At 62.2% G+C, this 24,790-nt stretch carries 21 protein-coding genes; 8 read left to right on the plus strand and 13 right to left on the minus strand.

Features of this window, described 5'->3' with window-relative positions; translation table 11 throughout:
* Positions 1 to 4: 4 nt before the first annotated feature.
* Positions 5 to 3,211 (minus strand): TonB-dependent receptor, encoded by a 3,207-nt coding sequence (locus AC56LY_RS13315; protein ID WP_499580248.1) that lies wholly within the window; start codon positions 3,209 to 3,211, stop codon positions 5 to 7.
* A gap of 526 nt (positions 3,212 to 3,737) precedes the next feature.
* On the opposite strand from AC56LY_RS13315, the gene AC56LY_RS13320 reads away from it, so the two are divergent.
* The 3 genes from AC56LY_RS13320 (at position 3,738) to AC56LY_RS13330 (ending at position 6,405) form a co-directional block, all read left to right on the plus strand.
* Positions 3,738 to 3,968 carry a hypothetical protein gene (locus AC56LY_RS13320; protein ID WP_499580250.1) on the plus strand — a complete coding sequence of 77 codons (231 nt, stop codon included), beginning with the start codon at positions 3,738 to 3,740 and terminating at the stop codon, positions 3,966 to 3,968.
* Positions 3,969 to 4,369: 401 nt separating this feature from the next.
* The gene (locus AC56LY_RS13325) at positions 4,370 to 5,860 is read left to right on the plus strand and encodes a SulP family inorganic anion transporter (protein ID WP_499580252.1); all 1,491 of its coding nucleotides are present in this window, start codon (positions 4,370 to 4,372) and stop codon (positions 5,858 to 5,860) included.
* 80 nt (positions 5,861 to 5,940) lie between these two features.
* Positions 5,941 to 6,405 (plus strand): DUF421 domain-containing protein, encoded by a 465-nt coding sequence (locus AC56LY_RS13330; RefSeq protein WP_499580255.1) that lies wholly within the window; start codon positions 5,941 to 5,943, stop codon positions 6,403 to 6,405.
* A 13-nt stretch (positions 6,406 to 6,418) separates the two neighbouring features.
* On the opposite strand, the gene gluQRS is transcribed toward AC56LY_RS13330, so the two are convergent.
* The 10 genes from gluQRS to AC56LY_RS13380 form a co-directional block, all read right to left on the minus strand.
* A complete protein-coding gene (gluQRS, locus tag AC56LY_RS13335; RefSeq protein ID WP_499580257.1) occupies positions 6,419 to 7,318 on the minus strand; it encodes a tRNA glutamyl-Q(34) synthetase GluQRS in 900 nt (299 codons plus the stop codon).
* Between the two features lie 10 nt (positions 7,319 to 7,328).
* A complete protein-coding gene (locus AC56LY_RS13340; RefSeq protein ID WP_499580259.1) occupies positions 7,329 to 7,832 on the minus strand; it encodes a nuclear transport factor 2 family protein in 504 nt (167 codons plus the stop codon).
* A 64-nt stretch (positions 7,833 to 7,896) separates the two neighbouring features.
* Positions 7,897 to 8,292, minus strand: a complete 396-nt coding sequence (rnk, locus tag AC56LY_RS13345; protein WP_499580261.1) for a nucleoside diphosphate kinase regulator — start codon at positions 8,290 to 8,292, stop codon at positions 7,897 to 7,899.
* Positions 8,293 to 8,612: 320 nt separating this feature from the next.
* The gene (gene gltA / locus AC56LY_RS13350; RefSeq protein ID WP_499580263.1) at positions 8,613 to 9,914 is read right to left on the minus strand and encodes a citrate synthase; all 1,302 of its coding nucleotides are present in this window, start codon (positions 9,912 to 9,914) and stop codon (positions 8,613 to 8,615) included.
* A gap of 96 nt (positions 9,915 to 10,010) precedes the next feature.
* On the minus strand, positions 10,011 to 10,277 hold the full coding sequence (locus AC56LY_RS13355) for an FAD assembly factor SdhE (RefSeq protein WP_183555469.1): 267 nt from the start codon (positions 10,275 to 10,277) through the stop codon (positions 10,011 to 10,013).
* Positions 10,278 to 10,439: 162 nt separating this feature from the next.
* On the minus strand, positions 10,440 to 11,150 hold the full coding sequence (locus AC56LY_RS13360; RefSeq protein WP_183555470.1) for a succinate dehydrogenase iron-sulfur subunit: 711 nt from the start codon (positions 11,148 to 11,150) through the stop codon (positions 10,440 to 10,442).
* A 58-nt stretch (positions 11,151 to 11,208) separates the two neighbouring features.
* Positions 11,209 to 12,987, minus strand: coding sequence for a succinate dehydrogenase flavoprotein subunit (gene sdhA, locus AC56LY_RS13365; RefSeq protein WP_499570208.1), 1,779 nt, complete (start codon positions 12,985 to 12,987; stop codon positions 11,209 to 11,211).
* A 2-nt stretch (positions 12,988 to 12,989) separates the two neighbouring features.
* Positions 12,990 to 13,358: a succinate dehydrogenase, hydrophobic membrane anchor protein gene (gene sdhD, locus AC56LY_RS13370; RefSeq protein WP_258835073.1), complete on the minus strand. Its 369-nt coding sequence runs from the start codon at positions 13,356 to 13,358 to the stop codon at positions 12,990 to 12,992.
* 3 nt (positions 13,359 to 13,361) lie between these two features.
* Positions 13,362 to 13,787, minus strand: coding sequence for a succinate dehydrogenase, cytochrome b556 subunit (gene sdhC, locus AC56LY_RS13375; RefSeq protein WP_499580265.1), 426 nt, complete (start codon positions 13,785 to 13,787; stop codon positions 13,362 to 13,364).
* 228 nt (positions 13,788 to 14,015) lie between these two features.
* Entirely contained in the window at positions 14,016 to 14,780 is a 765-nt protein-coding gene (locus AC56LY_RS13380; RefSeq protein ID WP_499580267.1) for a GntR family transcriptional regulator, read from the minus strand.
* Positions 14,781 to 15,094: 314 nt separating this feature from the next.
* On the opposite strand from AC56LY_RS13380, the gene AC56LY_RS13385 reads away from it, so the two are divergent.
* From AC56LY_RS13385 to acnA, 4 genes are all read left to right on the plus strand, one after another.
* Positions 15,095 to 16,084, plus strand: coding sequence for a malate dehydrogenase (locus AC56LY_RS13385; RefSeq protein ID WP_499580268.1), 990 nt, complete (start codon positions 15,095 to 15,097; stop codon positions 16,082 to 16,084).
* Between the two features lie 98 nt (positions 16,085 to 16,182).
* On the plus strand, positions 16,183 to 17,172 hold the full coding sequence (locus AC56LY_RS13390; RefSeq protein WP_499580269.1) for an HpcH/HpaI aldolase/citrate lyase family protein: 990 nt from the start codon (positions 16,183 to 16,185) through the stop codon (positions 17,170 to 17,172).
* 8 nt (positions 17,173 to 17,180) lie between these two features.
* The gene (locus AC56LY_RS13395; protein ID WP_499580271.1) at positions 17,181 to 17,753 is read left to right on the plus strand and encodes a hypothetical protein; all 573 of its coding nucleotides are present in this window, start codon (positions 17,181 to 17,183) and stop codon (positions 17,751 to 17,753) included.
* 107 nt (positions 17,754 to 17,860) lie between these two features.
* A complete protein-coding gene (gene acnA / locus AC56LY_RS13400) occupies positions 17,861 to 20,566 on the plus strand; it encodes an aconitate hydratase AcnA (RefSeq protein ID WP_183555478.1) in 2,706 nt (901 codons plus the stop codon).
* A gap of 204 nt (positions 20,567 to 20,770) precedes the next feature.
* Here acnA and AC56LY_RS13405 read toward each other — a convergent pair whose 3' ends face one another.
* Positions 20,771 to 21,454 (minus strand): Fe2+-dependent dioxygenase, encoded by a 684-nt coding sequence (locus tag AC56LY_RS13405; protein ID WP_499580273.1) that lies wholly within the window; start codon positions 21,452 to 21,454, stop codon positions 20,771 to 20,773.
* A gap of 374 nt (positions 21,455 to 21,828) precedes the next feature.
* Here AC56LY_RS13405 and AC56LY_RS13410 point away from each other — a divergent pair, with 374 nt between their 5' ends.
* Positions 21,829 to 23,082, plus strand: coding sequence for a DUF2863 family protein (locus AC56LY_RS13410; protein ID WP_499580276.1), 1,254 nt, complete (start codon positions 21,829 to 21,831; stop codon positions 23,080 to 23,082).
* A 328-nt stretch (positions 23,083 to 23,410) separates the two neighbouring features.
* On the opposite strand, the gene glf is transcribed toward AC56LY_RS13410, so the two are convergent.
* Complete coding sequence (gene glf / locus AC56LY_RS13415; protein WP_183555481.1) at positions 23,411 to 24,565, minus strand: UDP-galactopyranose mutase; 1,155 nt, start codon at positions 24,563 to 24,565, stop codon at positions 23,411 to 23,413.
* Between the last annotated feature and the right edge of the window lie 225 nt (positions 24,566 to 24,790).

Below are 24,790 nucleotides of genomic sequence, written 5' to 3' on the forward strand. Positions count from 1 at the left end.
GGACTCAGAACTTGTAGTTCAGGCCCATATACGCCACACGGCCGGCGTAGTTGTTGCTGTAGAAGCGCGACTTGGTGTCGTTGCCCAGGTACGAGTGCGACTCTTCCTCGGTGGCGTTCAGGACCGATGCGGTCAGGCTCAGCTCCGGCGTGAAGTTGTACGACGCGTTCAGGTCGACCTGGCTGTACGGCGCCTCATACACGTTCAAGCCGTTCATCAGGCCGTTGACCACCAGGCCGCGGCGGTTGTACGACGCGCGCAGCATGAGCCGGTCGGTCGAGTAGAACACCGTCACGTTGGCCTGGTTCTTGGCGCTGCCCACGAGCGGCGAGGTGCCGATCTCGGTGCCGTCCGCCAGCGTGATCGCGGCCTGATTGGTCTTGTTGTACGTGTAGTTGACCTGGAAGCCGATACCGTTGTCGAACGTGTGCTGGGCATACAACTCGATGCCTTTCGACACCGCGTCGCGCCCGCCGGCACTGGTCGCGTAGTTCTGCACCGCGATCGCCTCACCACCAAGGTTCAGGTTGACGTCACGCACCACTGGCACCGCGAAGTTCTGGACGTTCTTGCGGAAGATGCCGGCGCCGAGCACCGAGCCGCGGTGGAAGTACCACTCCAGGCCCAGGTCGTACTGCGTGGCCTGGTACGGCTCCAGATCCTTGTTGCTGCCCGAGCCGAACCAGCCCTGGCGGTCGCCCCCGCCGATCAGGCGGCGATCGTTGACGTATTCCTGGCTGTAGTTGCTCAGGGCGCCCGGCGCGCCGATATCGTTGTAGCTCGGGCGTGCCACGACCTTCGAGGCAGCGCCGCGCAGCAGCAGCGTATCGGTCAGGTCGTACGCAACGTTCAGGCTTGGCAGCACGTCGGTGTAGGTGCGGTCGAGCGAGCTGACCACATAAGTCGAGACGTGGCCGGTGGCTGGATTGGTTTCGCTGTCCGGCACGACCGTGAAGCCACTCGTGCAACCCGAGCCGCTTGGCGCACCGGCGGCTGGCAAGCCACCGGCCAGGCATGGCGCCGGCGTGCCGTCGGGACCGTCGAAGAAGTAGTCGTTGTAGTAGTCGACCTTGTCGGTCGAATCGGCATGCTGGCGGGTGCGCACGACGCGCACACCCAGGTTGCCGCGCAGGCGGTCGGTCTTGAAGTTGCCCTGCAAGTACATCGACGTGATCTTTTCATCCACGTTGTAGATGAAGTTTTCTTCGTTGCGGGTCTGCATCTCGCCATACGTCTGGTTCAGGTACGAGATGTAGGCCGGGTAATTGATGCCGGGGAACGCACTGGCTTTCAGGCCGCCCGTCAGGTTGCCCAGCGATTCGTCGTACAAAAATTCTGGTCGGAACTGGTTGGCCGATGCGTCGCAACCGTTCTGGTAGCGGCTGTCGTAGTCGCCCGGATTGGCGCCCTTGCAGACCCAGTAGTTGTTGCCGGTGCTGCGGCTGGTGCCGCCGTCGCGGTACTTGGCGCCGAACTGGACCGAGTCGAGCCAGCTGCTGTCGGCGTGCCAGGTCAGGTCGGCCTGCGCGTAGTTCTGGTCGGTGCTGTTGCGGGTCCAGGATGACGAGGTCGAGCCCAGGTCGATCTCGCCGATGCCGTTGCGCAGGTTCTGCATCAGTTCCGGTGCGAACGTCATCGTTGGCTTGCCGCTCACGTCCCACGACGTGGCCGTGTTACCGAGCGACCAGCTGCCGTCGGCATTCTGCCGGCGCGGCTTGATCGGCATGCCGAATTGCAGTTCCGGGCCGCCCTCGGCCCAGGTGCGGCCGACCTTGAAGTTGGCGTCGACGGACTCGCCCTTCCATTCGACTTCGAAGTCGGCCGTCTGCGACAGCGCCTTCTCGCGGCTGTAGCCGCCGGCGATCTGCGGGGTCGGGATCGTGCAATCGTCCGGACCGAAACCACCGGTGTTGGTCAAGCCGGCAGCGCCAGCCTGCGCGCTGTTGCAGTAGTACGCCTTGCCCGGGCGCGCGCTGTACTGCGCGCCGGTGACGACGGTGCCGCTCGGGTCGAACGTGAGGCCATCGAGCAGGCGCCCGCCCGGCCAGTTGCCGTCGCCATCGTAGCGCGCGATATTCCATTCCGGGACCTTCAGCTGGTTCAGCTGCGAATTCTGCTGCAGGTCGAAGCGGAAGTAGTTGGCCGTCATGTTCAGGTTGCGCAGCGGCTTGAACTGCAGCGTGACCTGCCCGCCCTTGCGCTCACGCTCGGTGGTACGCACATCCAGCGCGACGGCGGTCGGCATCGCGAACTTGGTGTAGTACTTGCCCGACTGGTCGTAGAAGCCCGACTGGCCCCACCAGAACGAATTCAGGTTGGATGGCTGGCCATCGGCGCCCACTGGCGGCTGCGCCTTGTAGTCGTCGGCATACCATTGCCAGTTTTCGGTGCTCGCGCCCATCGTGCGCGTGGTGCGTTTTTGCTGGGTGTAGCCGACCAGCACGCCGAAGCGGTTGCTCTCGTCGTGCCACGCGTACTGGCCCGAGAATTGCGGGTCGGTCTTCTTGGTGGTATCGGCCCAGGTGCCTTCGGCATTGACGAAGCCCGTGCCCGACTTGACGTCGAGCGGCCGGCGCGTGCGCAGGATCACCGTGCCGCCGATACCGCCTTCGTCGAAGCGCGCTTCGGACGTCTTGTACAGCTCGGCGCTTGCGAGCATGTTCGACGGCATCAGCATGTAGTTGAACGAGCGCGACGGATCGCCATTCGATTCGGCGGTGGCGACGTAGTTGCCGTTCAGTTGCGTCAGGGTCAGGTCGGACGACAGGCCGCGCACGCTGACATTCTTGCCTTCGCCGCCACTGCGGGTGACGACCACGCCCGGCACGCGCTGGAGCGCATCGGCCACGTTCTTGTCCGGGAATTTGCCCACGTCTTCGGCGGTCACCACCTCGACGATCGAATTGGCTTCGCGCTTCTGGTCGAGGCTTTTCTCGATGGAGTAGCGGAACCCCGTCACGACGACCGTCGACGGGCCTGCACCGGCAGGCTGGTCGGCGGACGGCGCCTCGGTGGCAGCAGTTGCAACTGCGGTTGCGGCCGGGGCCGTTTGCACGGCGCCTGGCTGGGCGCCCGGCGGCTGGACCGGCTGGTCAGCCGGCATGGTCTGGGCGTGGACGGTGGACAGCGACAGCAGCGCGAGGCTGACGGCCATGGCGATGGGCGTGACGCTGCAGCGCTGCCGTGAAGCGCGGTGGGTGTGTGAATGCATGTGTGTCTCCTGGTCGTGCCCTGTATGGGCTATCTTTTATGGCGGCAGCTGGTCCGGGCGTCCGTCAACCGGCAGCCTTTGCGCACCGCAACGTGAAGCGTCCCGATGTCAATGCCAGCGCGACACGTTCTCAAGGTGTCGCCTGCCGGCCTGTCGCAGATTTACTAAACGGCGGGCATCTCTTCTGCATGTCGCAGGGGTCGTGCAAACCGGTACCGCAAATTTATACAAGTAGTGTGTGAAGCCTCAACAAACTTTGGCAGTTTGCGTGAAGTTTAGTGCCGTTTAGTAAACGACGACTGCACAATTTGCTTCCAGGAATTTTTCATGGCGCGTACACGTTGTCGGGCGTCTCCATGATTTCTCCACATTGTGGGCGCAGGATGTGTTTCATGCCCACCAAGGAGAACACCATGAACCGCATTATCCGATCCAGCCTGGCCATCGGCCTTGCCATCACCCTGCCACTGTCAGCCAGCCTGGCGCACGCCGCCGGGCAACCCGACTGCCGTGGCGCCAGCAGCAAATGTGCGCCGCCACCACCGCCACCGGCGCCACCGGCACCGCCAGCGGGTGCAATGGCACCAGTGGCGCCACCGGCTCCGCCGGTTGGCACGCCGCCGCCCCCGCCACCACCAGCACGGGGTGCTCGCGCCCTGAAGGACATGCCGGTACCACCAGCGCCACCGGCACCACCGGCGCACGCCAAACGGATCGCACCGCCGCCGCCACCACCGCCAGCAGCCGGGATGCCTGAGGTTGCGCCACCCGCACCGGCTGATGGACCTGCCGTCAAACCGGTAGCAAGGTAACCGGACGCACCGCAGCATGCGACTTGACTGATGTTATGTTGCGGTGCAAAATAGCTGGCTATGACCGTATTGTCCCTTCCCGCCACCCAGCTCCGCCGCGCCCAACGTGCTCGCAGCACGCGTCGCGCCGTGATGCGGCTGGCCGCGGCATCCTTCCCGGGATGCGGACTGCCACGCGGTTATTTCTGCTCAGTAACACCTCCGTAATACCCCTTCCCCCATTGCACGTCCATGCACCGCCGTCATCACGACGCCGGTGCGTTGTCGTTCGTCTTGCTGCGCCCTGCTTCGTGCATGGCGCTCCCATTTCTTGCACTCGGCTGTTACAGCCCGGGAAGGTATCCTCATGGTATTTCAACACATCCGCCAGGACTGGTTCTCCAACGTCCGTGGCGACCTGCTTGCAGGTATCGTCGTCGCTCTCGCCCTCATCCCCGAGGCCATTGCGTTTTCCATCATTGCCGGCGTCGACCCGAAGGTCGGCCTGTACGCGTCGTTCTCGATCGCGACACTGATCGCCTTTTTCGGCGGGCGGCCGGGCATGATTTCCGCTGCCACCGGCGCCATGGCGCTGATCATGGTGTCGCTCGTCAAGGAGCACGGCCTCGATTTCCTGCTGGCTGCGACCATCCTGACCGGAGTACTGCAGATCGTCGCCGGCTGGATCAAACTCGGCCGGCTGATGCGCTTCGTCTCGCGCTCGGTGATCACGGGCTTCGTCAACGCCCTGGCGATCCTGATTTTCCTCGCCCAGTTACCTGAACTGACCAACGTCACGTGGCACGTGTACGCGGTCACCGCCGCCGCGCTGACCATCATCTACGGCTTGCCGTATCTGACGCGCGCCGTGCCATCGCCGCTGGTCGCAATCGTCGTCATGACGGGGGCGTCCATTGCACTGGGCCTGGACATCCGCACCGTCGGCGACATGGGCGAGCTGCCGGACAGCCTGCCATCGTTCCTGATCCCGAACGTGCCGTTCAATCTCGACACCCTGCAGATCATCTTGCCGTACTCGGCCACGCTGATGCTCGTCGGCCTGCTGGAATCCCTGATGACCGCCACGATCGTCGACGACCTCACCGATACGCGCAGCGACAAGAATCGTGAATGCGTCGGCCAGGGCATCGCCAACGTCGCCACCGGCTTCATCGGCGGTATGGCCGGCTGCGCGATGATCGGCCAGTCGGTGATCAACATCAAGTCTGGCGGACGCACCCGCCTGTCGACACTGATGGCTGGCGTCGTGCTGCTGCTCATGGTCGTGTTCCTGGGCGACTGGGTGCGCCAGATCCCGATGGCGGCGCTGGTCGCCGTGATGATCATGGTGGCCATCGGCACGTTCAGCTGGGGCTCGATCAGCAACCTGCGCGCGCATCCGACCAGTTCCAGCATCGTCATGCTCGCCACCGTCGTCGTCACCGTGGCCACGCACGACCTGGCCAAGGGCGTGCTGGCCGGCGTGCTGCTGTCGGGCGTGTTCTTTGCGCAGAAAGTCAGCCGGATGCTCGGCGTCACCTCGCGCGTCCAGGTTGACAAGGATGGCGGCGAAGTCCGCCACTACCTGGTCAGTGGCCACGTGTTCTTCGTGTCGTCCGACCAGCTCGTCCATGCGTTCGACTACAGCCCGACGCGCGCGACCGTGCACATCGACCTGAGCGATGCGCATTTCTGGGACATCACCGCCATCGGCGCGCTCGACAAGGTGGTGCTGAAACTGCGCCGCGCCGGTGCGCAGGTGGTCGTGCATGGCCTGAACGAGGCCAGCGCCACCTTGATGAGCCGGTTTGCCATCCACGACAAGGACGGCGCCGAAGACATGCTGGCCGGGCACTAATCTAGGTGTGGCGCAGACGGGCGTCATGTTGTTGGCAGATTGATTACAATCAGCCCACATTTCATGCCCCCGGAGGCGCCATGTTCGACCTCGATCTACCCTGGTGGGAGCTGATCGCGCGCGGCGCGATCGTCTACTGCGCCCTGCTCGCGATGATGCGCGTGTCAGGCCGCCGTACAGTCGGGCAATTCACGCCGTTCGACCTGCTGGTGGTGATGCTGTTGTCCGAATCCGTCTCCAATTCAATGACGGGTGGCGACGAATCGCTGTTCGGCGGGCTCATTATCGCCGCGACTCTCGTGGCGCTGACCGTGCTGATCGCCTTTCTCACATCGCGCAGCCGCAAATTCGAGTCACTCGTCGAGGGCAGCCCCGTGCTGATCGGGCGCGATGGCGTGTTCTTTGAAGAGGTGTTGAAACGCTGCCGCCTGTCGCAGGACGATGTCGAAGAAGCGCTGCGCGGCGCCGACTGCCCGCGACCGAAGATGAAGTGCGCGTTCCTTGAAGCAAACGGCTCCATCAGCATCATGCAGAATCCGCAGTAGATCGGGCTGTGAATCAGCTTGCGGCGCGCTTCGCCAGCAGTCGCCCCCAAGCGGGAATCGCGGCGCGCCAGAATGCCTTGATGGATTCTGGCGCTGGGCCGTCGAGCGCGAGTCCCAGGACCGCCGCAGTCTCCATCAGCACGCCGATTGCGGCAGCCTCATCGCCTGCCGTGATGGCAAGCGCGCCCGTCTGCTTCGACAATTTTTCTCCATTGCTGTTGCGTACCACCGGCACGTGCAGGTAGCGCGGCGTTCGTGCGCCGAGCAGCCGCTGAAGATGGATCTGGCGCGGCGTCGAGTCGAGCAGGTCTGCGCCGCGCACGATGTCTGTCACGCCCTGCTCGATATCGTCCACCACGACGGCCAGTTGATAGGCCCAGAATCCGTCCGCACGTTTCAGCACGAAGTCGCCGGCATCGCGCGCAAGATGCTGCGTAATGGGGCCGGCAAAGCGGTCAACAAAGGTGATCTCATCCTCGCCCCCCGCCGGCACGCGCACGCGCAGGCTGCGCATCGTGCGGCCCGGGCCGAGGCCATGGCGGCAGGTGCCGGGATAGATGGCGCTGCCGTCAGGCGCGACGCCGATGCGCGAATCGGCGATCTCGCGCCGGTTGCAGCCGCACGGATACGTGTCGCGCTCGATGCGCGCGGCAGCGGCTTCATACAAATGCTTGCGCCGGCTTTGCCAGACGATCTCGCCATCGTGCTCCATCCCCAGCGCGGCCAGCAATTGCAGCATGCCTTCAGCCGCGCCGGGCACGCTGCGGCCTTCGTCGATGTCTTCGATGCGGATCAGCCAGGTGCCCGCGTGCCATCGCGCATCGAGGTAGCTGGCCATGGCCGCGACCAGCGAACCGGCATGCAGCGGCCCGGAAGGCGATGGCGCAAAGCGGCCGATGTAGGGCTTGTTCACTGCGATCTGCTTATTTCTTCGGTTGCTTTTCGTGGGCGGCGATGATGCCGGCGACCTGGCCATTGACGGCATTGGGTACTGCCAGCGAGAGCTGGTAGTGGACGATTTCGAAGCCCGACTTGGTCTTGCGCAGCACGCCACTGGCCATCGCCGGCCCCATGTTCTTGGTATCGAGCAGCTCGTCGAACCAGACCAGGGATTTGTCGGCCGACGCATAGACATTGCGGCGCGTCGCCTTGAAGGTCCAAGCCGACTTGGCATCAAAATATTTCTTGGCCCACGCCTTGAAGGCGTCGCGCGTCCACAGCTCCGTGCGGTCGGTGCCGATATACACACCATCCCTGGCGATCTTGTCGAAGTACGCCGTGCGTGCGTTGGCGGCGTCATCGTGCCAGCCATCGACGAAGGCGTTGACTTCGCGCGTGAGGGTGGGATCGGTCGCAGCATGCGCAGCGCCGCTCAAGCCCAGCGACAAGGAAAGGCACAGGAAGCAGGCGGTGACAAAGCGTTGCATGGTGGTTCCCTCGATGATGGTCATGAGGGAAACATTCTACACATGCACGCGACAGGCCGTGGCACTACCGCTTCGCCGGCTCGGGTTGATGCTCGATGCCGAGCACCGTGGCCTCATGCGGCCCATCCGGCTGCTGCCACGCCATCCTCCCGCCGACACGCACGCCCAGGAGCGCCATACCGGCCGGCGTGAGCACCGAGAGCCGTTCGGCGGTGTCCTGCATATCGTTCGGGTAACTCAGCGTCATCGTTTCTTCTTCGCTGGCGCCGGCCACGCGAAAGCGCACGCGCGAATTCATGGTCACGACATCTAGCGGCATCTCCCACGGCTCGACCAGTTGCGCATGTTCCAGTTCACCCAGCAGCGCGTCGCGCGCCCGGGCCTGGGCCGGAGAAAGCCGGTCGAGTACGCGCTCGAGGCGCTCGAGGTCCAGCCATGAAACAACCATTGCATCACTCATTTCAGTCTCCACGATCAGCTTGGGAAGAGCCGGCTTGCCGCTACGATGGCGGTGCCTGGCTGCGGCGCTACGAACTGATGCCGTACGCCGCTCGGCCATGGGCTGCGCGGAGTAATCCCAGCCGCGCCAGCGTGCGTGCACCAATGGGGTCGCCTGAACGGGAAGACATGGAATATTTCATAGTGGCAATTGATACTGATGAGCTCAGTATAGACCGCTTCAGCGGCAACGCCAGGGGTCGGCCACCGAAATATTTTCGCTGCATGCGCCCATGAAAAAAGCGGGCCGCAGCCCGCTTTTTTAATTACTGCGCAAGCGGATTAACGCTTGTCCATGTCCGGCACGTCACGCGCCGGCGAGCCGACGAACAGCTGACGTGGACGGCCGATCTTCTGCTCTGGGTCAGCGATCATTTCGTTCCACTGCGCGATCCAGCCGATGGTACGGGCCATCGCGAAGATACCGGTGAACATGGTGACCGGGATACCCAGTGCCGATTGCACGATGCCCGAGTAGAAGTCGACGTTCGGATACAGCTTGCGCGAGACGAAGTATTCGTCCTCGAGGGCGATGCGTTCCAGTTCCATTGCCAGCTTGAACAGTGGGTCGTCCTGCAGGCCCAGTTCTTCCAGCACTTCGTGGCAGGTTTCGCGCATCAGCTTGGCACGCGGGTCGAAGTTCTTGTACACGCGGTGACCGAAGCCCATCAGCTTGACGCCGGAGTTCTTGTCCTTGACCTTCTCGATGAAGGCCGGAATGTTCTCGACGCTGCCGATTTCTTTCAGCATGTTCAGGGCTGCTTCGTTCGCGCCGCCGTGGGCAGGGCCCCACAGGCAGGCGATGCCGGCTGCGATACAGGCGAACGGGTTGGCGCCCGACGAACCGGCCAGACGGACGGTCGAGGTCGATGCGTTCTGCTCGTGGTCTGCGTGCAGGATCAGGATGCGGTCCAGAGCGCGCACCAGCACGTCGTTGACCTTGTACTCTTCGCACGGGTTGGCGAACATCATGTACATGAAGTTGGCGCTGTACGACAGGTCGTTGCGTGGGTACACGAACGGCTGGCCGACGTTGTACTTGTAGGCCATCGCGACCAGGGTTGGCAGCTTGGCGATCAGGCGGATTGCCGAGATTTCGCGCTGCTTGGCATCGTTGATGTCCAGCGAGTCATGGTAGAACGACGCCAGCGCGCCGACCGTACCGACCAGCACCGACATCGGGTGCGCGTCGCGGCGGAAGCCACGGAAGAAGAAGTTCATCTGCTCGTGGATCATCGTGTGCTTGGTCACGGTGTCGGTGAACAGGTCTTTTTGCTCTGCGTTTGGCAGTTCGCCGTTCAGCAGCAGGTAGCAGGTTTCCAGGAAGTCGCAGTTGACGGCCAGTTGCTCGATCGGGTAACCGCGGTACAGCAGCTCGCCCTTGTCACCGTCGATGTAGGTGATGCTCGAGTTGCAGGCAGCGGTCGACATGAAGCCAGGATCGTACGTGAACTTGCCGGTCGCGCCGTACAGCTTGCGGATGTCGACGACGTCCGGGCCGATGGTGCCTTTGTAGATCGGCATGTCGATCGACGGGCTGCCGTCCGAGAACGACAGGGTGGCTTTGGTATCAGAGATGTTCATGGCACTTCCTTCTTGTGGGAGTGGGTCTACAAAATAAAACGAAACCGGGGGGCGTCGCGACGTGCCGCGTAGGCGAATCGGGTGCCCATAGTTCGCTTACGCTAGCCGCAGCTTCGCCAGCAAGGCGTGCACGTGCGGCAGGTCGAGCTCGCCGGAGGGCTCATTGCGCCCCAGCAGCAGGTCCAGCAACGGGTTGTCAGCCAGATCAAGCAGGCGCGTCAGCGCATCGACCTCGTCGTCGGTCAGTTCCTGTTCGTGCGCGTCGAGAAAGCGCGTCAGGATCAGATCGTTCTCGAGCAGGCCACGACGTGCACGCCAGCGCAGGCGCGAACGGTTGGCAGGATCGGCTTGATGTGTAATCACATTAAAATCCGTTGTTGGTTCGACATCATACTCCGGCTGCCGTGATTCGGCAGTACGGTACTTTTACGGTAATGCACACATTCGTCGAGCGCAATGCTCGACGCACGTCTGGACACCGGAACGCGTGCGACGCCGTTTGCGGCGCCGCACGCATTGCATCACTTAAATCGCGCGACGCACCAGCAGTTCCTTGATCTTGCCAATCGCCTTGTTCGGATTGAGGCCCTTCGGGCACACGTCCGTACAGTTCATGATCGAGTGGCAGCGGAACAGGCGGTACGGATCTTCCAGGTTGTCCAGGCGATCGTTGGTCGCTTCGTCGCGCGAGTCGGCGATGAAGCGGTACGCTTGCAGCAGGCCGGCCGGACCGACGAACTTGTCAGGATTCCACCAGAACGACGGGCACGAGGTCGAGCAGCAGGCGCACAGGATGCACTCGTACAGACCGTCGAGCTCTTCGCGCTCTTCAGGCGATTGCAGACGCTCTTTTTCAGGACGGATCGACTCGTTGATCAGGTACGGCTTGACCGAGTGATACTGCTTGAAGAAGTTGGTCATGTCGACGATCAGGTCGCGCACCACCGGCAGGCCTGGCAGAGGACGCAGCACGATTGGCTGGGTCAGCTCGTTCAGGTTGGTCGTGCAGGCCAGGCCGTTCTTGCCGTTGATGTTCATTGCGTCCGAACCGCACACGCCTTCGCGGCATGAGCGGCGCAGCGCCAGCGAGTCATCGACATCCGCCTTGATGCGCTGCAGGACGTCCAGCAGCATCTTGTCGGTGTCTTGCAGCTCGACCGAAACGTCTTGCATGTAAGGCTTCGAATCCTTGTCCGGATCGTAGCGGTAAATCTTCAGTTGGACAGTGCGTGCCATGTTTTTACCTATCTCATCACGGCTTCCGGGCGACAATCGCCCGGGAGCCACAAAATGTTTAGAAAGTGCGTGCTTTCGGCTTGAAGGTCTCGACCGTCAGCGGCTTTTGCACAACGCCCTTGTACTCGAGGCGGTTGCCCTCGGAGAAGAACAGCGTGTGCTTCATCCAGTTCGCGTCGTCACGTGTTTCGTAATCGCTGTGGGCGTGGGCGCCGCGCGATTCCTTGCGGGCCTGGGCCGACACGATGGTCGCTTTCGCGGTCTCGATCAGGTTGTCCAGTTCGAGCGCTTCGACGCGTGCCGTGTTGAACACCTTCGACTTGTCCTTGAACGACACGTTCTTGCGACGCTCGTCGAGCACCATGATCTCTTTGACGCCCTGCGTGAGCAGCTGGTCGGTGCGGAACACGCCGCAGTACTTCTGCATCGTGGCGCGGATATCGTTGGCGACGTGCTGCACTTTTTCGGTGCCGGTCGACGTTTCCAGACGGTTCAGGCGGTCCAGCGCGAAGTCGGCAGCATCAGCCGGCATCGGCTTGGCGACTTTCTTCTTCAGGTCGGATGCGACGACGTGGTTGCCGGCCGCGCGGCCGAACACGATCAGGTCGAGCAGCGAGTTCGTGCCCAGGCGGTTCGCGCCGTGGACCGAGACGCAGGCGCATTCGCCGATTGCGTACAGACCATTGACGATCTTCTGGCCGCCCGCGCCGTCCGGTGCCACGACCTGACCATGGATATTGGTCGGGATGCCGCCCATCTGGTAGTGAATCGTCGGCACGACAGGAATCGGTTCCTTGGTCGCATCGACGTTGGCGAACTTGTGGCCGATTTCGAGGATCGAAGGCAGACGCTTCTTGATGGTGTCGGCGCCAATGTGGCGCAGGTCCAGCAGCACGTGGTCCTTGTTCGGTCCGCAGCCGCGGCCTTCTTTGATCTCTTGGTCCATCGAGCGCGACACGAAGTCGCGTGGCGCCAGATCCTTCAGCGTCGGCGCGTAGCGCTCCATGAAGCGTTCGCCGTTACTGTTGATCAGGATACCGCCCTCGCCGCGCACGCCTTCGGTGATCAGGACGCCCGCACCCGCCACGCCGGTCGGGTGGAACTGCCAGAATTCCATGTCCTGCAGCGGCAGGCCGGCACGCGCCGCCATGCCCATGCCGTCACCGGTGTTGATGAAGGCATTGGTCGATGCGGCAAAGATACGGCCTGCGCCGCCGGTAGCGAAGATGGTGGTCTTCGCTTCCAGGATCATCACGTCGCCGGTTTCCATCTCCAGGGCCATCACGCCGACCACGTCGCCTTCGGCGTCGCGGATCACGTCCAGCGCCATCCATTCGACGAAGAAGTGGGTGCGGGCACGGACGTTACGCTGATACAGCGTGTGCAACAGCGCGTGACCGGTACGGTCGGCTGCCGCGCAGGCGCGCTGGACCGGCTTTTCGCCGAAGTTGGCCGTGTGGCCGCCGAACGGACGCTGGTAAATCGTGCCGTCAGGGTTGCGGTCGAACGGCATGCCGAAGTGTTCCAGCTCGTAGACGACCTTCGGTGCTTCGCGGCACATGAATTCGATCGCATCCTGGTCGCCCAGGTAGTCGCCACCCTTGACGGTGTCGAACATGTGCCAGTACCAGTCGTCTTCGCTCATATTGCCGAGCGAAGCGCCGATGCCGCCCTGCGCCGCGACGGTGTGCGAGCGGGTCGGGAAGACTTTCGACAGAACAGCAACGTTCAGGCCGGCTTCGGCCAGTTGCAGGGACGCGCGCATGCCGGAACCGCCGGCGCCCACGATGACCGCGTCAAAACGACGGGTAGGAATTGCAGTTTTGATAGCTGCCACGATTACACACTCCAGAGAATTTGCACGGTCCAGGCGGCGCAAGCGAGCAGCCAGAAGATCGTTGCCAGCATCAGGAACAGACGCAGGCCTGCCGATTTAACATAGTCCATCCAGATATCACGGATGCCGACCCAGGCGTGGTAGTACAGCGCGAGGAAGGTCACCAGCGAGAACAGCTTGAACCATTGGCGGGAGAACAGGCCTGCCCAGCCTTCGTACGTGAAATTCTGCCCGGTCAGAAAAGCGACAAGCAGGATGACCGTGTAGACCGCCATGACGATGGCGGTGACGCGCTGCGCCAGCCAGTCCTTGACGCCGTAGTGTGCGCCAACGACAAGGCGGCGCGGGCCGATATTATTCTTGGTTGCCATGATTTAGAACACTCCGAACAGTTTCAGGCCGACCAACGCGGTCAGCACCAGGCTGATGACCAGGACCCAGCGGGCGGTCGACTGGGCTGCATCCTTGTCCAGGGCCAGGTGATTGTCCATGAACAGGTGACGGATGCCGGCGATAAAGTGGTGCAGGTAAGCCCACGACAGGCCCAGCAGGATCAGCTTGACGAGCGGGTGGGACACGATGCCGGCAAAGTAGCCGAACGACGATTCCGACAGCAGGCTTTGCTGGAACAGGTACAACAGGAACGGCAGTGCCAGGAACATGCCGGCGCCGCTGATACGATGCAAAATCGACACAATGGCCGATGGCGGCATGCGATATTTGCCAGTGATATCGGTGATGCCGATATTGCGGAACTCCGGCCGCCCCTTCTGCTTTGCTTCTCTCACGGCTTCGGACATGATGGTACACCTCCCTTATGACAACAATTTTTATGTGAACCCTATGGATTTTCGCTGATTTCCCTGTCCTGGTCCGATCACGCGACGCCAGGTGGGCGGGACAGCGGGCGTAGGACCGGGTCATGTCCGCCGCACACCCAAAACCAAACTATTTTAGTCGCTCTTGCCGACTTTCGCTGAGGCCGATATTTACCGCCGCAAAGTATTTCCATACTGCTGAGTTAGTTATCAGGACAGCTCGTTCTGATAGTGATGCTGTTCCGTCAAGTACATACCCCGTCGCAACTCGACTGCCTTGTCGCCATACGTGAACGAGACCCGCTCGCCACACAGCAACGGCGTGCCCTCGGGCACTTTCAAATACTCGGCCGTGACGGCATCGGCCGTCACCGCGCGGATCTTTTCCGTCGCGCGGATCATGCGGGTGCCAAATTCCGTTTCGAACAGGCCATACATCGGGCCCTTGTATTCCACCAGGCGCTCGGCGCTCAGGCCCTTGAACAACTGGCCCGGAAGCCACAGCTCTTCCAGGATGGTCGGCTTGCCCTCGAACGACTGCACGCGCTTGATGTAGACGACGGCGTCACCCGCTTTCAGGTCGAGCAGGCGCGCCACCTCGGCCGGCGCCCGGATGCGCTTGACCTCGAGGAAGCGGTTTTCGGGATGGTGCGGCAGGCCTTCATCAGGCCGCAGGCGCAGGAAGCGAAAATGCGCACGCTCTTCGGCGTGGCTGGCGACAAACGTGCCCTTGCCCTGCCGGCGCATGACCAGGTTCTCGGCCGCGAGCTCATCAATAGCCTTGCGCACGGTGCCCTGGCTGACCTTGAAACGCCCGGCCAGCTCGACTTCGCTCGGCATCATCTCGCCCGGTTTCCACTCGCCAGCCTGCAGGCTTTTGGTGATCAGGGCCTTGATCTGCTGGTACAGCGGCCGGAAGGACGGCGAGCCGCTGGCGGCAGGGTCGGCAGCCGGATTGGACGAGGTGGAATTCATAGACCGGGATTTCACCACAAAAGTGACATACCGTCCAGCTTTTGAGGCATTCAGATATCTGTCTTATATAAGACATAAGATATGAATTGACAGCCCTGATGACGCAGGCATACACTCATGCCCGACCGGGAGTCGGTGGCACTCTTGCCAGAGTACGCGCGCGACACCCGCGATTGACTTTTGAATAGCCCGGCCGACGCTTTTTGTTATCATTGCAGTCTGATTAAAGTCTGATTGCAGCTGAGCCCTACAAGCGTATGCTCGGCGTCGACCTCGGTGCAAACCGTTTTCATTCCCACTTTTGGAGATTCATCATGGCTAAAACCCCAATGCGCGTCGCTGTGACCGGCGCTGCCGGCCAGATCGGCTATTCCCTGCTGTTCCGCATCGCCAACGGCGACATGCTCGGCAAGGACCAGCCGGTCATCCTTCAGCTGCTCGAAATCGACAACGAAAAAGCACAGAAGGCGCTCAAGGGCGTCATGATGGAAATCGATGACTGCGCATTCCCGCTGCTCGAAGGCATGACCGCGCATTCGGACCCGATGACCGCGTTCAAGGATGTCGACGTCGCCCTGCTGGTCGGCGCCCGTCCACGTGGCCCAGGCATGGAACGCAAGGACCTGCTCGAAGCCAATGCCCAGATCTTCACCGTGCAGGGCAAGGCACTCGACGCCGTCGCTTCGCGCAACGTCAAGGTCCTGGTGGTCGGCAATCCAGCCAACACCAACGCCTACATCGCGATGAAATCGGCACCGAACCTGCCAGCGAAAAACTTCACCGCGATGCTGCGTCTGGACCACAACCGTGCGCTGTCGCAAGTGGCCGCCAAGACCGGTAAAGCGGTCAAGGACATCGAAAAAATGGTCGTCTGGGGCAACCACTCGCCAACGATGTACGCCGACTACCGTTTCGCCACCGCTGGCAGCGAGCAGGTCAAGGACCTGATCAACGACCAGGAATGGAACGCCAACACTTTCCTGCCAACCGTCGGCAAGCGCGGCGCTGCGATCATCGAAGCGCGCGGCCTGTCGTCGGCAGCCTCGGCCGCCAACGCAGCCATCGACCACGTCCGTGACTGGGTCCTGGGCACGGACGGCAAGTGGACCACGATGGGTATCCCGTCGGACGGTTCGTACGGCATCCCTGAAGGCACCATGTTCGGCTTCCCGGTCACGACCGAGAATGGCGAATACACGATCGTGCAAGGTCTGGACATCGATTCGTTCTCGCAAGAGCGCATCAACCTGACCCTGAAAGAGCTGGAAGAAGAAAAAGCCGGCGTCGCACACCTGCTGGGCTAATTAGTACAAGGCGCATGGCAGTTGCCATGCGCCAACCACGCCGTGCCCGTCAACCGGCACGGCGGTGTTTTATGCAACCAAGCGTTGTCAAGAAATCTATGCATCCTTCCGAGGTTTTATTCCAGGGCAAACGCCAGCCGCTCCTTCTCCCTGCCTGCGATCACTACGCCGGTGCCGAGAAGCTGATGCGCAAATCGCTGACCCTGCAACAAGAGCTTGGTCCCTTGTTTGACATCACCTTCGACTGCGAAGACGGCGCCCAGGCCGGCGTCGAGCACGAGCACGCCGTTCTGGTGGCGGGCCTGGTCAACAGCGAAGAGAACCGCTTCAACCGTGTCGGCGCGCGTCTGCACGAGCCGGCCAGCATCCACTTTGCCAACGACGTCGCCCTCATCGTAGGCGGCGCTGCGGCGCGCCTGGCGTATGTCGTGCTGCCGAAAGTCGACAGCGTCGACGAGGTGCGCGGCGCCATCGAACTGATCAATAAATATGCGCTGGCTGCCGGCCGTGTCGACCTGCCCGTCCACGTGCTGATCGAAACCCATGGCGCGCTGCGTGACGCCTACGCGATCGCCGCGCTGCCGCAGGTCGAGTGCCTGTCGTTCGGCATCATGGATTTTGTGTCGGCCCACTACGGCGCGATCCCGGCGAGCGCGATGCGCACGCCCGGCCAGTTCACGCATCCGCTGGTGGTGCGCGCGAAGCTCGAGATGGTGGCGGCCTGCCATGCCCATGGCAAGGTGGCGTCGCACAATGTGACGACCGACATCAAGGACAGCGCGACCGTGGCGAATGACGCCCAGCGCGCTGGCGCCGAGTTCGGCTTTACCCGCATGTGGAGCATCCACCCGGATCAGATCAAGCCGATCCTGAAGGCGTTCACGCCGCGCTTGTCCGAAGTCAATGAAGCGACGAATATCCTGACCGAAGCCATGGCCGCAGGCTGGGGACCGATTGCGCAACACGGGCGCTTGCATGACCGTGCGAGCTACCGATACTATTGGTCGGTGTTGCAGCGGGCCAAGCTGGCCGGCCTCGCATTGCCCGAGGCAGCTGCAGCCATCGTCAACCTCTCCGACTCCCGATAATCCCGACCATGGCCACCCTCCTCTCTCCAATCGTTGCTGCTTGCGCACTTGCCCTTGCCGCCGCCGTCGCCTGTGCGCCGGCCAACGCCGCCACACCGGTAGCGCACCCGAAAGCCTCCGCCGTGCTCGCTGCCGAAGCGGCGAAAAAGCCGGCGAAGGCTGCATCCAAAAAGCCGAGCAAGAAAGCGAAAGCCGCTACTGCTGCTGGCACTGCTGCTGCCGTCACGGCCGCCGCAGTGGCCGCCGACCCGCTCGAGGTCAACGAGCCGGACATCACCGATACCAAAACCACCGAGTACGATTGCGAGCTGGGAAACAAGATCACGATCTACACGAACGACAACGATGCGGCCCACATCGCGCTGCGCTGGAAGACCCGGCTGCACCGCCTGGCCCGCATCGGCACCACCACCGGCGCCTTGCGCTTCGAAAATCCGCACTATGGCCTGATCTGGATCGGCATTCCGTCCAAGGGCATCCTGCTCGACTCGAAGCTCAACCGCCAGCTGGCCAATGAATGCAAGAACGCCACCCAGTCCGCGATCGTGGCGACCGCGGCGCCGGAGGCGAGCAAGACTTGAGCCGCGGCCTGGGTTTCCCGGATCCAGACCGTCCTGTCGCCTGATGTTATTTGATACTGTTGAAATAACACCGTTGTTGATAACAATATTCCACTGAAGGAGAGATTATGTCTCGCAACACCCTGAATACACTGAAGGAATTCCCGATCGGCGCAGGCCAGAGCGGCCAGTTTCACTCGCTGCCTGCGCTGGCGGAATCCCTCGGTGTGAACCTGTCGCGCCTGCCGGTGTCGATTCGTATCGTCCTGGAATCCGTGCTGCGTAACTGCGACGGCAAGAAGGTCACCGAAGAGCACGTCAAGCAGGTCGCCGGCTGGAAAGCCACCGCCGAGCGCACCGACGAGATCCCGTTCGTCGTGGCCCGCGTCGTGCTGCAAGACTTCACCGGCGTGCCACTGCTGGCCGACCTGGCCGCCATGCGCAACGTCGCCGCCAAAATGGGCGCCGATCCGAAGAAGATCGAGCCACTGGTGCCGGTCGACCTGGTTGTCGACCACTCGGTCACGATCGACCACTTCCGCGAGCCAAACGCACTCGACCTGAACATGAAGCTGGAATTCTCGCGCAACAACGAGCGCTATCAGTTCATGAAATGGGGCATGCAAGCCTTCGACACCTTCGGCGTCGTGCCACCGGGCTTCGGCATCGTCCACCAGGTCAACCTGGAATACCTGGCGCGCGGCGTCATGAAGCAAGGCGACGTGTACTACCCTGACACGCTGGTCGGCACCGACTCGCACACCACCATGATCAACGGCGTTGGCGTGGTCGGCTGGGGCGTGGGCGGCATCGAAGCCGAAGCCGGCATGCTGGGCCAGCCGGTGTACTTCCTGACCCCGGACGTCATCGGTGTCAACCTGAAAGGCAAGCTGCGCGAAGGCTGCACCGCGACCGACCTGGTGCTGACCGTCACCGAACTGCTGCGCAAAGAGAAAGTCGTCGGCAAGTTCGTCGAGTTCTTCGGCGCCGGTACCCGCTCGCTGTCGACCACCGACCGCGCAACCATCGGCAACATGGCGCCTGAATACGGCGCGACGATGGGCTTCTTCCCGGTGGACGAAGCCACGGTCGACTACTTCCGCGGCACCGGCCGTACCGAAGAAGAGCTGGCTGCGTTCGAAGGCTACTACCGTGCCCAGGGCATGTTCGGCATCCCGCAAGAAGGCGAAATCGACTTCACGCGCGTCGTCGAGCTGGATCTGTCGACCGTCACGCCATCGCTGGCAGGCCCGAAGCGTCCGCAAGACCGTATCGAACTGGGCAACGTGAAGAACAATTTCACGGAACTGTTCAGCAAGCCAACGACGCAGAACGGCTTCAACAAGAACCCGGACGACCTCAACAAGCAATACACCACGACCAATGGCGTGAACGTGAAGAACGGCGACATCCTGATCGCCGCCATCACGTCGTGCACCAACACGTCGAACCCGAGCGTGCTGCTGGCCGCGGGCCTGCTGGCCAAGAAAGCCGTCGAGCGCGGCCTGACCGTGGCGCCGCACATCAAGTCGTCGCTGGCCCCTGGCTCGCGCGTGGTCACCAATTACCTGACCGCTGCCGGCCTGCTGCCGTACCTGGAAAAGCTGGGCTTCGGCGTGACCGCCTACGGCTGCACGACCTGCATCGGCAATGCGGGTGACCTGACCCCGGAACTAAACGCCGCGATCACGCAGAACGACATCGTCGCTTCGGCCATCCTGTCGGGCAACCGTAACTTCGAAGCACGGATCCACCCGAACATCCGTTCGAACTTCCTGGCCTCGCCACCGCTGGTCGTCGCGTACGCGATCGCCGGCAACATGACACGCGACCTGATGACCGAGCCAGTCGGCCAGGACAGCAATGGCGTGGACGTGTACCTGGGCGACATCTGGCCGACCTCGCAAGAGATCGGCGAGCTGATGCGCTTTGCGATGAACTCGGAAGTGTTCAAGTCGAACTACGCCGATGTCAAGGGCAACCCGGGCGAACTGTGGGAACGCGTCACGACGACCGAAGGCCAGGTCTACAACTGGCCTGAGTCGACCTACATCGCCGAGCCACCGTTCTTCGCTGATTTCGAGATGACCCCGAAAGCGGTCGCTACCGGCATCACCGGCGCACGCGCACTGGGCGTGTTTGGCGACTCGATCACCACCGACCACATCTCCCCGGCCGGTTCGATCAAGGAAGACGGCCCAGCGGGCAAGTGGCTCAAGGAACACAACGTCCTGAAAGCCGACTTCAACTCGTACGGCTCGCGTCGCGGTAACCACGAAATCATGATGCGCGGCACCTTCGCCAACGTGCGGATCAAGAACCGCATGATCCCGGTCGGTCCGGATGGCTCGGCGATCGAAGGCGGCATCACGCAGTTCCAGCCAACCGGCGAACAGATGTCGATCTATGACGCCGCCATGAAGTACGTGGCCGACGGCACCCCGACCATGATCTTCGGCGGCGAAGAGTACGGCACCGGCTCGTCGCGTGACTGGGCCGCCAAGGGCACCCAGCTGCTGGGCGTGAAGGCCGTGATCGTGCGCTCGTTCGAACGCATCCACCGCTCGAACCTGGTCGGCATGGGCGTGCTGCCACTGCAATTCATCGGCAACGACAGCGTCGACAGCCTGGGTATCACCGGCAAAGAGACGTACGACCTGAAGGGCCTGGAAGGCGAGATCAAGCCGCAACAGCTGGCCACGCTCGTGATCCACCGTGAAAACGGCGAGTCGCAGGAAGTGCGCGTTCTGCTGCGTATCGATACGCCAATCGAAGTCGACTACTACAAGCATGGCGGTATTCTGCCGTTCGTGCTGCGTCAGCTGCTGGCGTAAGCGGTTTGGCCAGGCCCGCGCAAGCGGGCTGCGTCCAACGAAAAGGGCTGGAATCCTCGCGGGTTCCAGCCCTTTTTACATCGTCATACGACATTGCATCGACGTGGGTGAACGGTAGCGTCAACGATCAACGCGTGGACGGCGGGAGCCGTCCACGCGTTCAAGAATACGCGGCGAGATCGCGTGGTGCATGTACGGTCTTCGTCACACCTCGGCCCACATCCTGAGCAGATTGTGATAATGCGCCGTCAGCCCGACCGTGGTGGCTGAATCGCCATGCTCACCCCGCAGCGCCTGGATATGCGTGTCCAGATCAAACAGCATCGCCCGCTTGCCATCATCCCTGACCATGCTCTGCGTCCACAGGAACGATGCCACCCGCTCCCCACGCGTCACCGGCCGCACCTGATGCACGCTGCCGGACGGATACACGATCGCATCGCCGGCCGCCAGCTTGACCTCGTGCGTGCCATACAGGTCCACCACTTCCAGCTCGCCGCCGTCGTATTCGTCGGGCTCGCTCAGGAACACGGTTGTCGACACATCGGCCCGCACCGCTGGCAAGCCGCCGCGCTGGGCCCGGATCGCACCATCCACATGCAACCCGTAATGCTCCCCGCCCGCATACGCATTGAAGTACGGCGCCAAGACCCGCAGCGGCAGCACGGCAGCGAAGAACAACGGATTGGCCATCAGCGCGCCGCTGACGATCTGCCCCAGCTCGAGTGCCAGCGGCGTGCCCTCGCCCAGCTGGCGATTGCGCTTGACCTGCGCACCCTGCGCGCCGACGCTCTCGCGTCCGTCGATCCACTCCGGCGCCTGGTCGAGCCGGGCGCGGATCGCGGAGACCTGTTCTGGCGTCAGCACGCCGGGAATATGCAGCATCATGATGAGATTGTGGTGGGTACGGCCAACAAAAAAATCCCCCCTGGCGAGCCAGGAGGGGCGAATCCGGTCTCCCGGCGGGGGTGGTACTCCGTGAAGAGCATCTGCCAGCGCTTTCCCGGTCGCCGGCAGGGTCGAACATTCCTGCTGCTTCTCATTGATGTTTGAATGAGAATTGTTCTCATTATGGTCGGTGTAGGCGGACTTGGCAAGTGTCTTCCTGTAATCCGTACGTACCGGGCGCGCCCGCCCCCATTGTTCATGGCATGTGGCCGAATCAACTACAATACGCGGGATAAGGGATTATCATCATTATCCGGCTCCGGTCTGCTCCACTGACATTCGATCCACTAACTGACAAGAGACTCACTCGCCCCATGCGTCGCCCTTCCAAAGATTCAACACCCAAACTTTCCGCAGAAAGCCAGCGCCTCGTCAGCCTCTCGCAAGCCCTCATGCAAGCTGCCAGCCGTGCCGAAGAACGGGCATGGGAACGCCAGCTCGACACGCAACTGCAAAAACTGCTCAAGACCAACCACCAGGACAGCATCGACAGTGCGCTGAACGCGTTGTTCAAGAGCGATCTGGCCTCGTACGACGTGCTGATGGACACCGTCGAAGCGGTCAGCGAATCGGCCGTGATGGTCGAGCAGAAGGATGGCGTCGACGTCACCTGGCAGGCGCTCCTGATCGCTGCACCGATCCTGGCCTGGACCCGGTTCTCGATCGCCACCGGCACGATCCCTGCCGACCTGCTGGCCACGCTCGGCGCGCACTTCTCGGCGCACCTGCTGGCAGGCGGCACGAAGATGGCCATCGCCCCGACCCTGTATTCGATCGACCAGCTGCCGCGCACGCATGCGGAAACCTACGCGCTGACGCACAAGCTGGCCGCCGCCGCGCACAAGGGCGGCACGATCAAACCGGCGCCGCAGTTAGAGGAAACCGCCCCGTTCCTGGCCGACACGCGCTATATGCTGATCACGATTGTCGCGCCGGCGGGTGACCCGCTGTTCCGCTGGCAAGAGCCGCAGCATCAGCTGCACGTCGTGCAAGAGCGCGAGCGCAGCCTGGAACAATGGCGCACGCAAGCCACTGCCAACGTCGCGCGCCTGATGCCCGGCTGCGGCATCGAGCTGCTGCTGCCGGAAGCGTATTACGTCGCCTGCCGCGAAGCCGATAAGCTGATCCGTCCGATCTCGATCCGCGCTGCCGTCCACTACCTGACGAACACGCTGGGCGTGGAACCATCCGACCTGCGCGCTGTCGTCGCCGGCTTTGGCGAAGAAGCGCCGGACATCCAGATCGACGAGTACCGCGTGTCGTTCACGATGCGCCAGAGCCCGGATGTGGTGTATGGCATCGTCTGGCCGCTGTACGGGCAAGAAGACGAGTCCGGTACGCCGGTGGAAGGCCCGCTCGCCATCACCCACGATGCGCTCAGCCCGCTCAATGAAATCGTCGCGCACCTGAACGAAGCAGGCATCGCCCACATCAAGCGCATCAACGAACGCTACGTGGCCGAGTACTGCGACGACTGCGGCTCACCGCTGTTCGCCGACCCAACCGGCGAACTGGTACATGCCGAGATGCCGGACGACACGCCGACCGGCAGCGAGCACTTCCACTGATCTCCAAAGCCGGGGTCAGGTCTGACATTTGGACACGACCTCAGCTTTAGATCACTTTCAAGTCACAGCCGGGGTCCACAGCCGGGGTCAGGTCTGACATTTGGACACGACCTCAGCAGTGGCCACATCCACTGGCAATGTGCCCGGTACTACTTGGCCCCGTGCCAGCTAATTCCGAATACCCAACTGTCGAGATCGTGTTCGAATGTCAGACCTGACCCCGGCTTTTTTTGATCCGGTGGGATGTTGTACCGGCACTGCGGGTCCGTGCAAAAAAGGCCGGCCACGTTGATCGTGGCCGGCCTTTTTTTACGACTGCGTTAGTGCATTACGCCATCGGGTCGATGGTGAATGCTGGCATGCGCGCGTTGGTGCGGGCGCTTTCAAGGAACTTGTCGGATGTGGCCAGTGCTTCGGCGATCGTGACGTCCATGTCCAGATAGCGGTAGGTGCCCAGGCGGCCGACGAATGTGACGTTCGGCTCGTTTTGCGCCTTGTTCACGTACAGCTCGAGCATGGCCTTTTCGCGGTTCTGGCGGATCGGATAGTAAGGGATATCCTTTTCTTCGCACTGGCGGCTGTACTCCGCGTAGCAGATCGTCTTTTCGTGCTTTTCCCACGGCGAGAAGTGCTTGTGCTCGGTGATGCGGGTGTATTTCTTTTCGTTGTCGCAGTAATTGATGACAGCGTTACCCTGGAAGTCGCCGTCGGCGCGGAAGACTTCGAAGTCCAGCGTGCGGTAAGGCAGGCGGCCTTCGGTGTGCTTGAACCAGGCGTCGATCGGGCCGCTGTAGAACACATGCTCGTATTCGCCCTTGGTGGCCGGATCGAACGTGGTGTTCAGGTGCACCGTCACGCCCGGCGTGTCGATGATGTTCTGCACCAGTTGCGTGTAGCCTTCGGCTGGCATGCCCTGGTATTTGTGGTTGAAGTAGTTGTCGTCGTAATTGAAACGCACTGGCAGACGCTTGAGGATGCTGGCCGGCAGTTCGCTCGGCTCCAGACCCCACTGCTTGATCGTGTAGGTCTTGAAGAACGCTTCGTACAGGTCGCGGCCCACGAAGCGCAGTGCCTGCTCTTCGAAGGTGGTCGGGTTTTCGATGGTCTTGTCGCCCAGGTTTGCCAGGAACTCCTGCGCTTCGGCCGGCCCCATCGTCTTGTTGAAGAACTGGTTGATGGTCAACAGGTTGATCGGCAGAGTGAAGACTTTACCGTCGGTGATGGCCTTGACGCGGTTGACGTACGGCTTGAACTCGGCAAAACGGTTGACGAATTCCCACGCACGCTCATTGTCGGTGTGGAAAATGTGCGGGCCGTACACGTGGACCATGACGCCGGTCTCGGCATCGCGCTCGGAATAACAATTGCCGGCCACGTGCGGACGCGACTCGAAGACGTCGACCGTGTAGCCTGCTTGTGCGAGTTGGTTGGCGATCACTGCCCCGGAGAATCCTGCACCAACAATGGCGATGTTCTTTTTCATTCTTGTGTCCTGGTGATATTGGCAATGCCGGGGGAGGCTTGCGCCAGACCCCTGTCAAGGCCGTGGCACGCGTCGCCGCATCGCGAGTGTATTTAGTGGCAAAAGAATATCACCCAAACCCCCTTTTGCCCCGCACAATTGGACAACGGGGTTTGTACGAAACGGGGGATGCAGCCTCGCGGCTGAATGCCGCCCGGATGCGGTCTGAATGAGGCCGAAAAGAGG

It is taken from the genome of Telluria sp. ZT3P25, assembly GCF_059685895.1.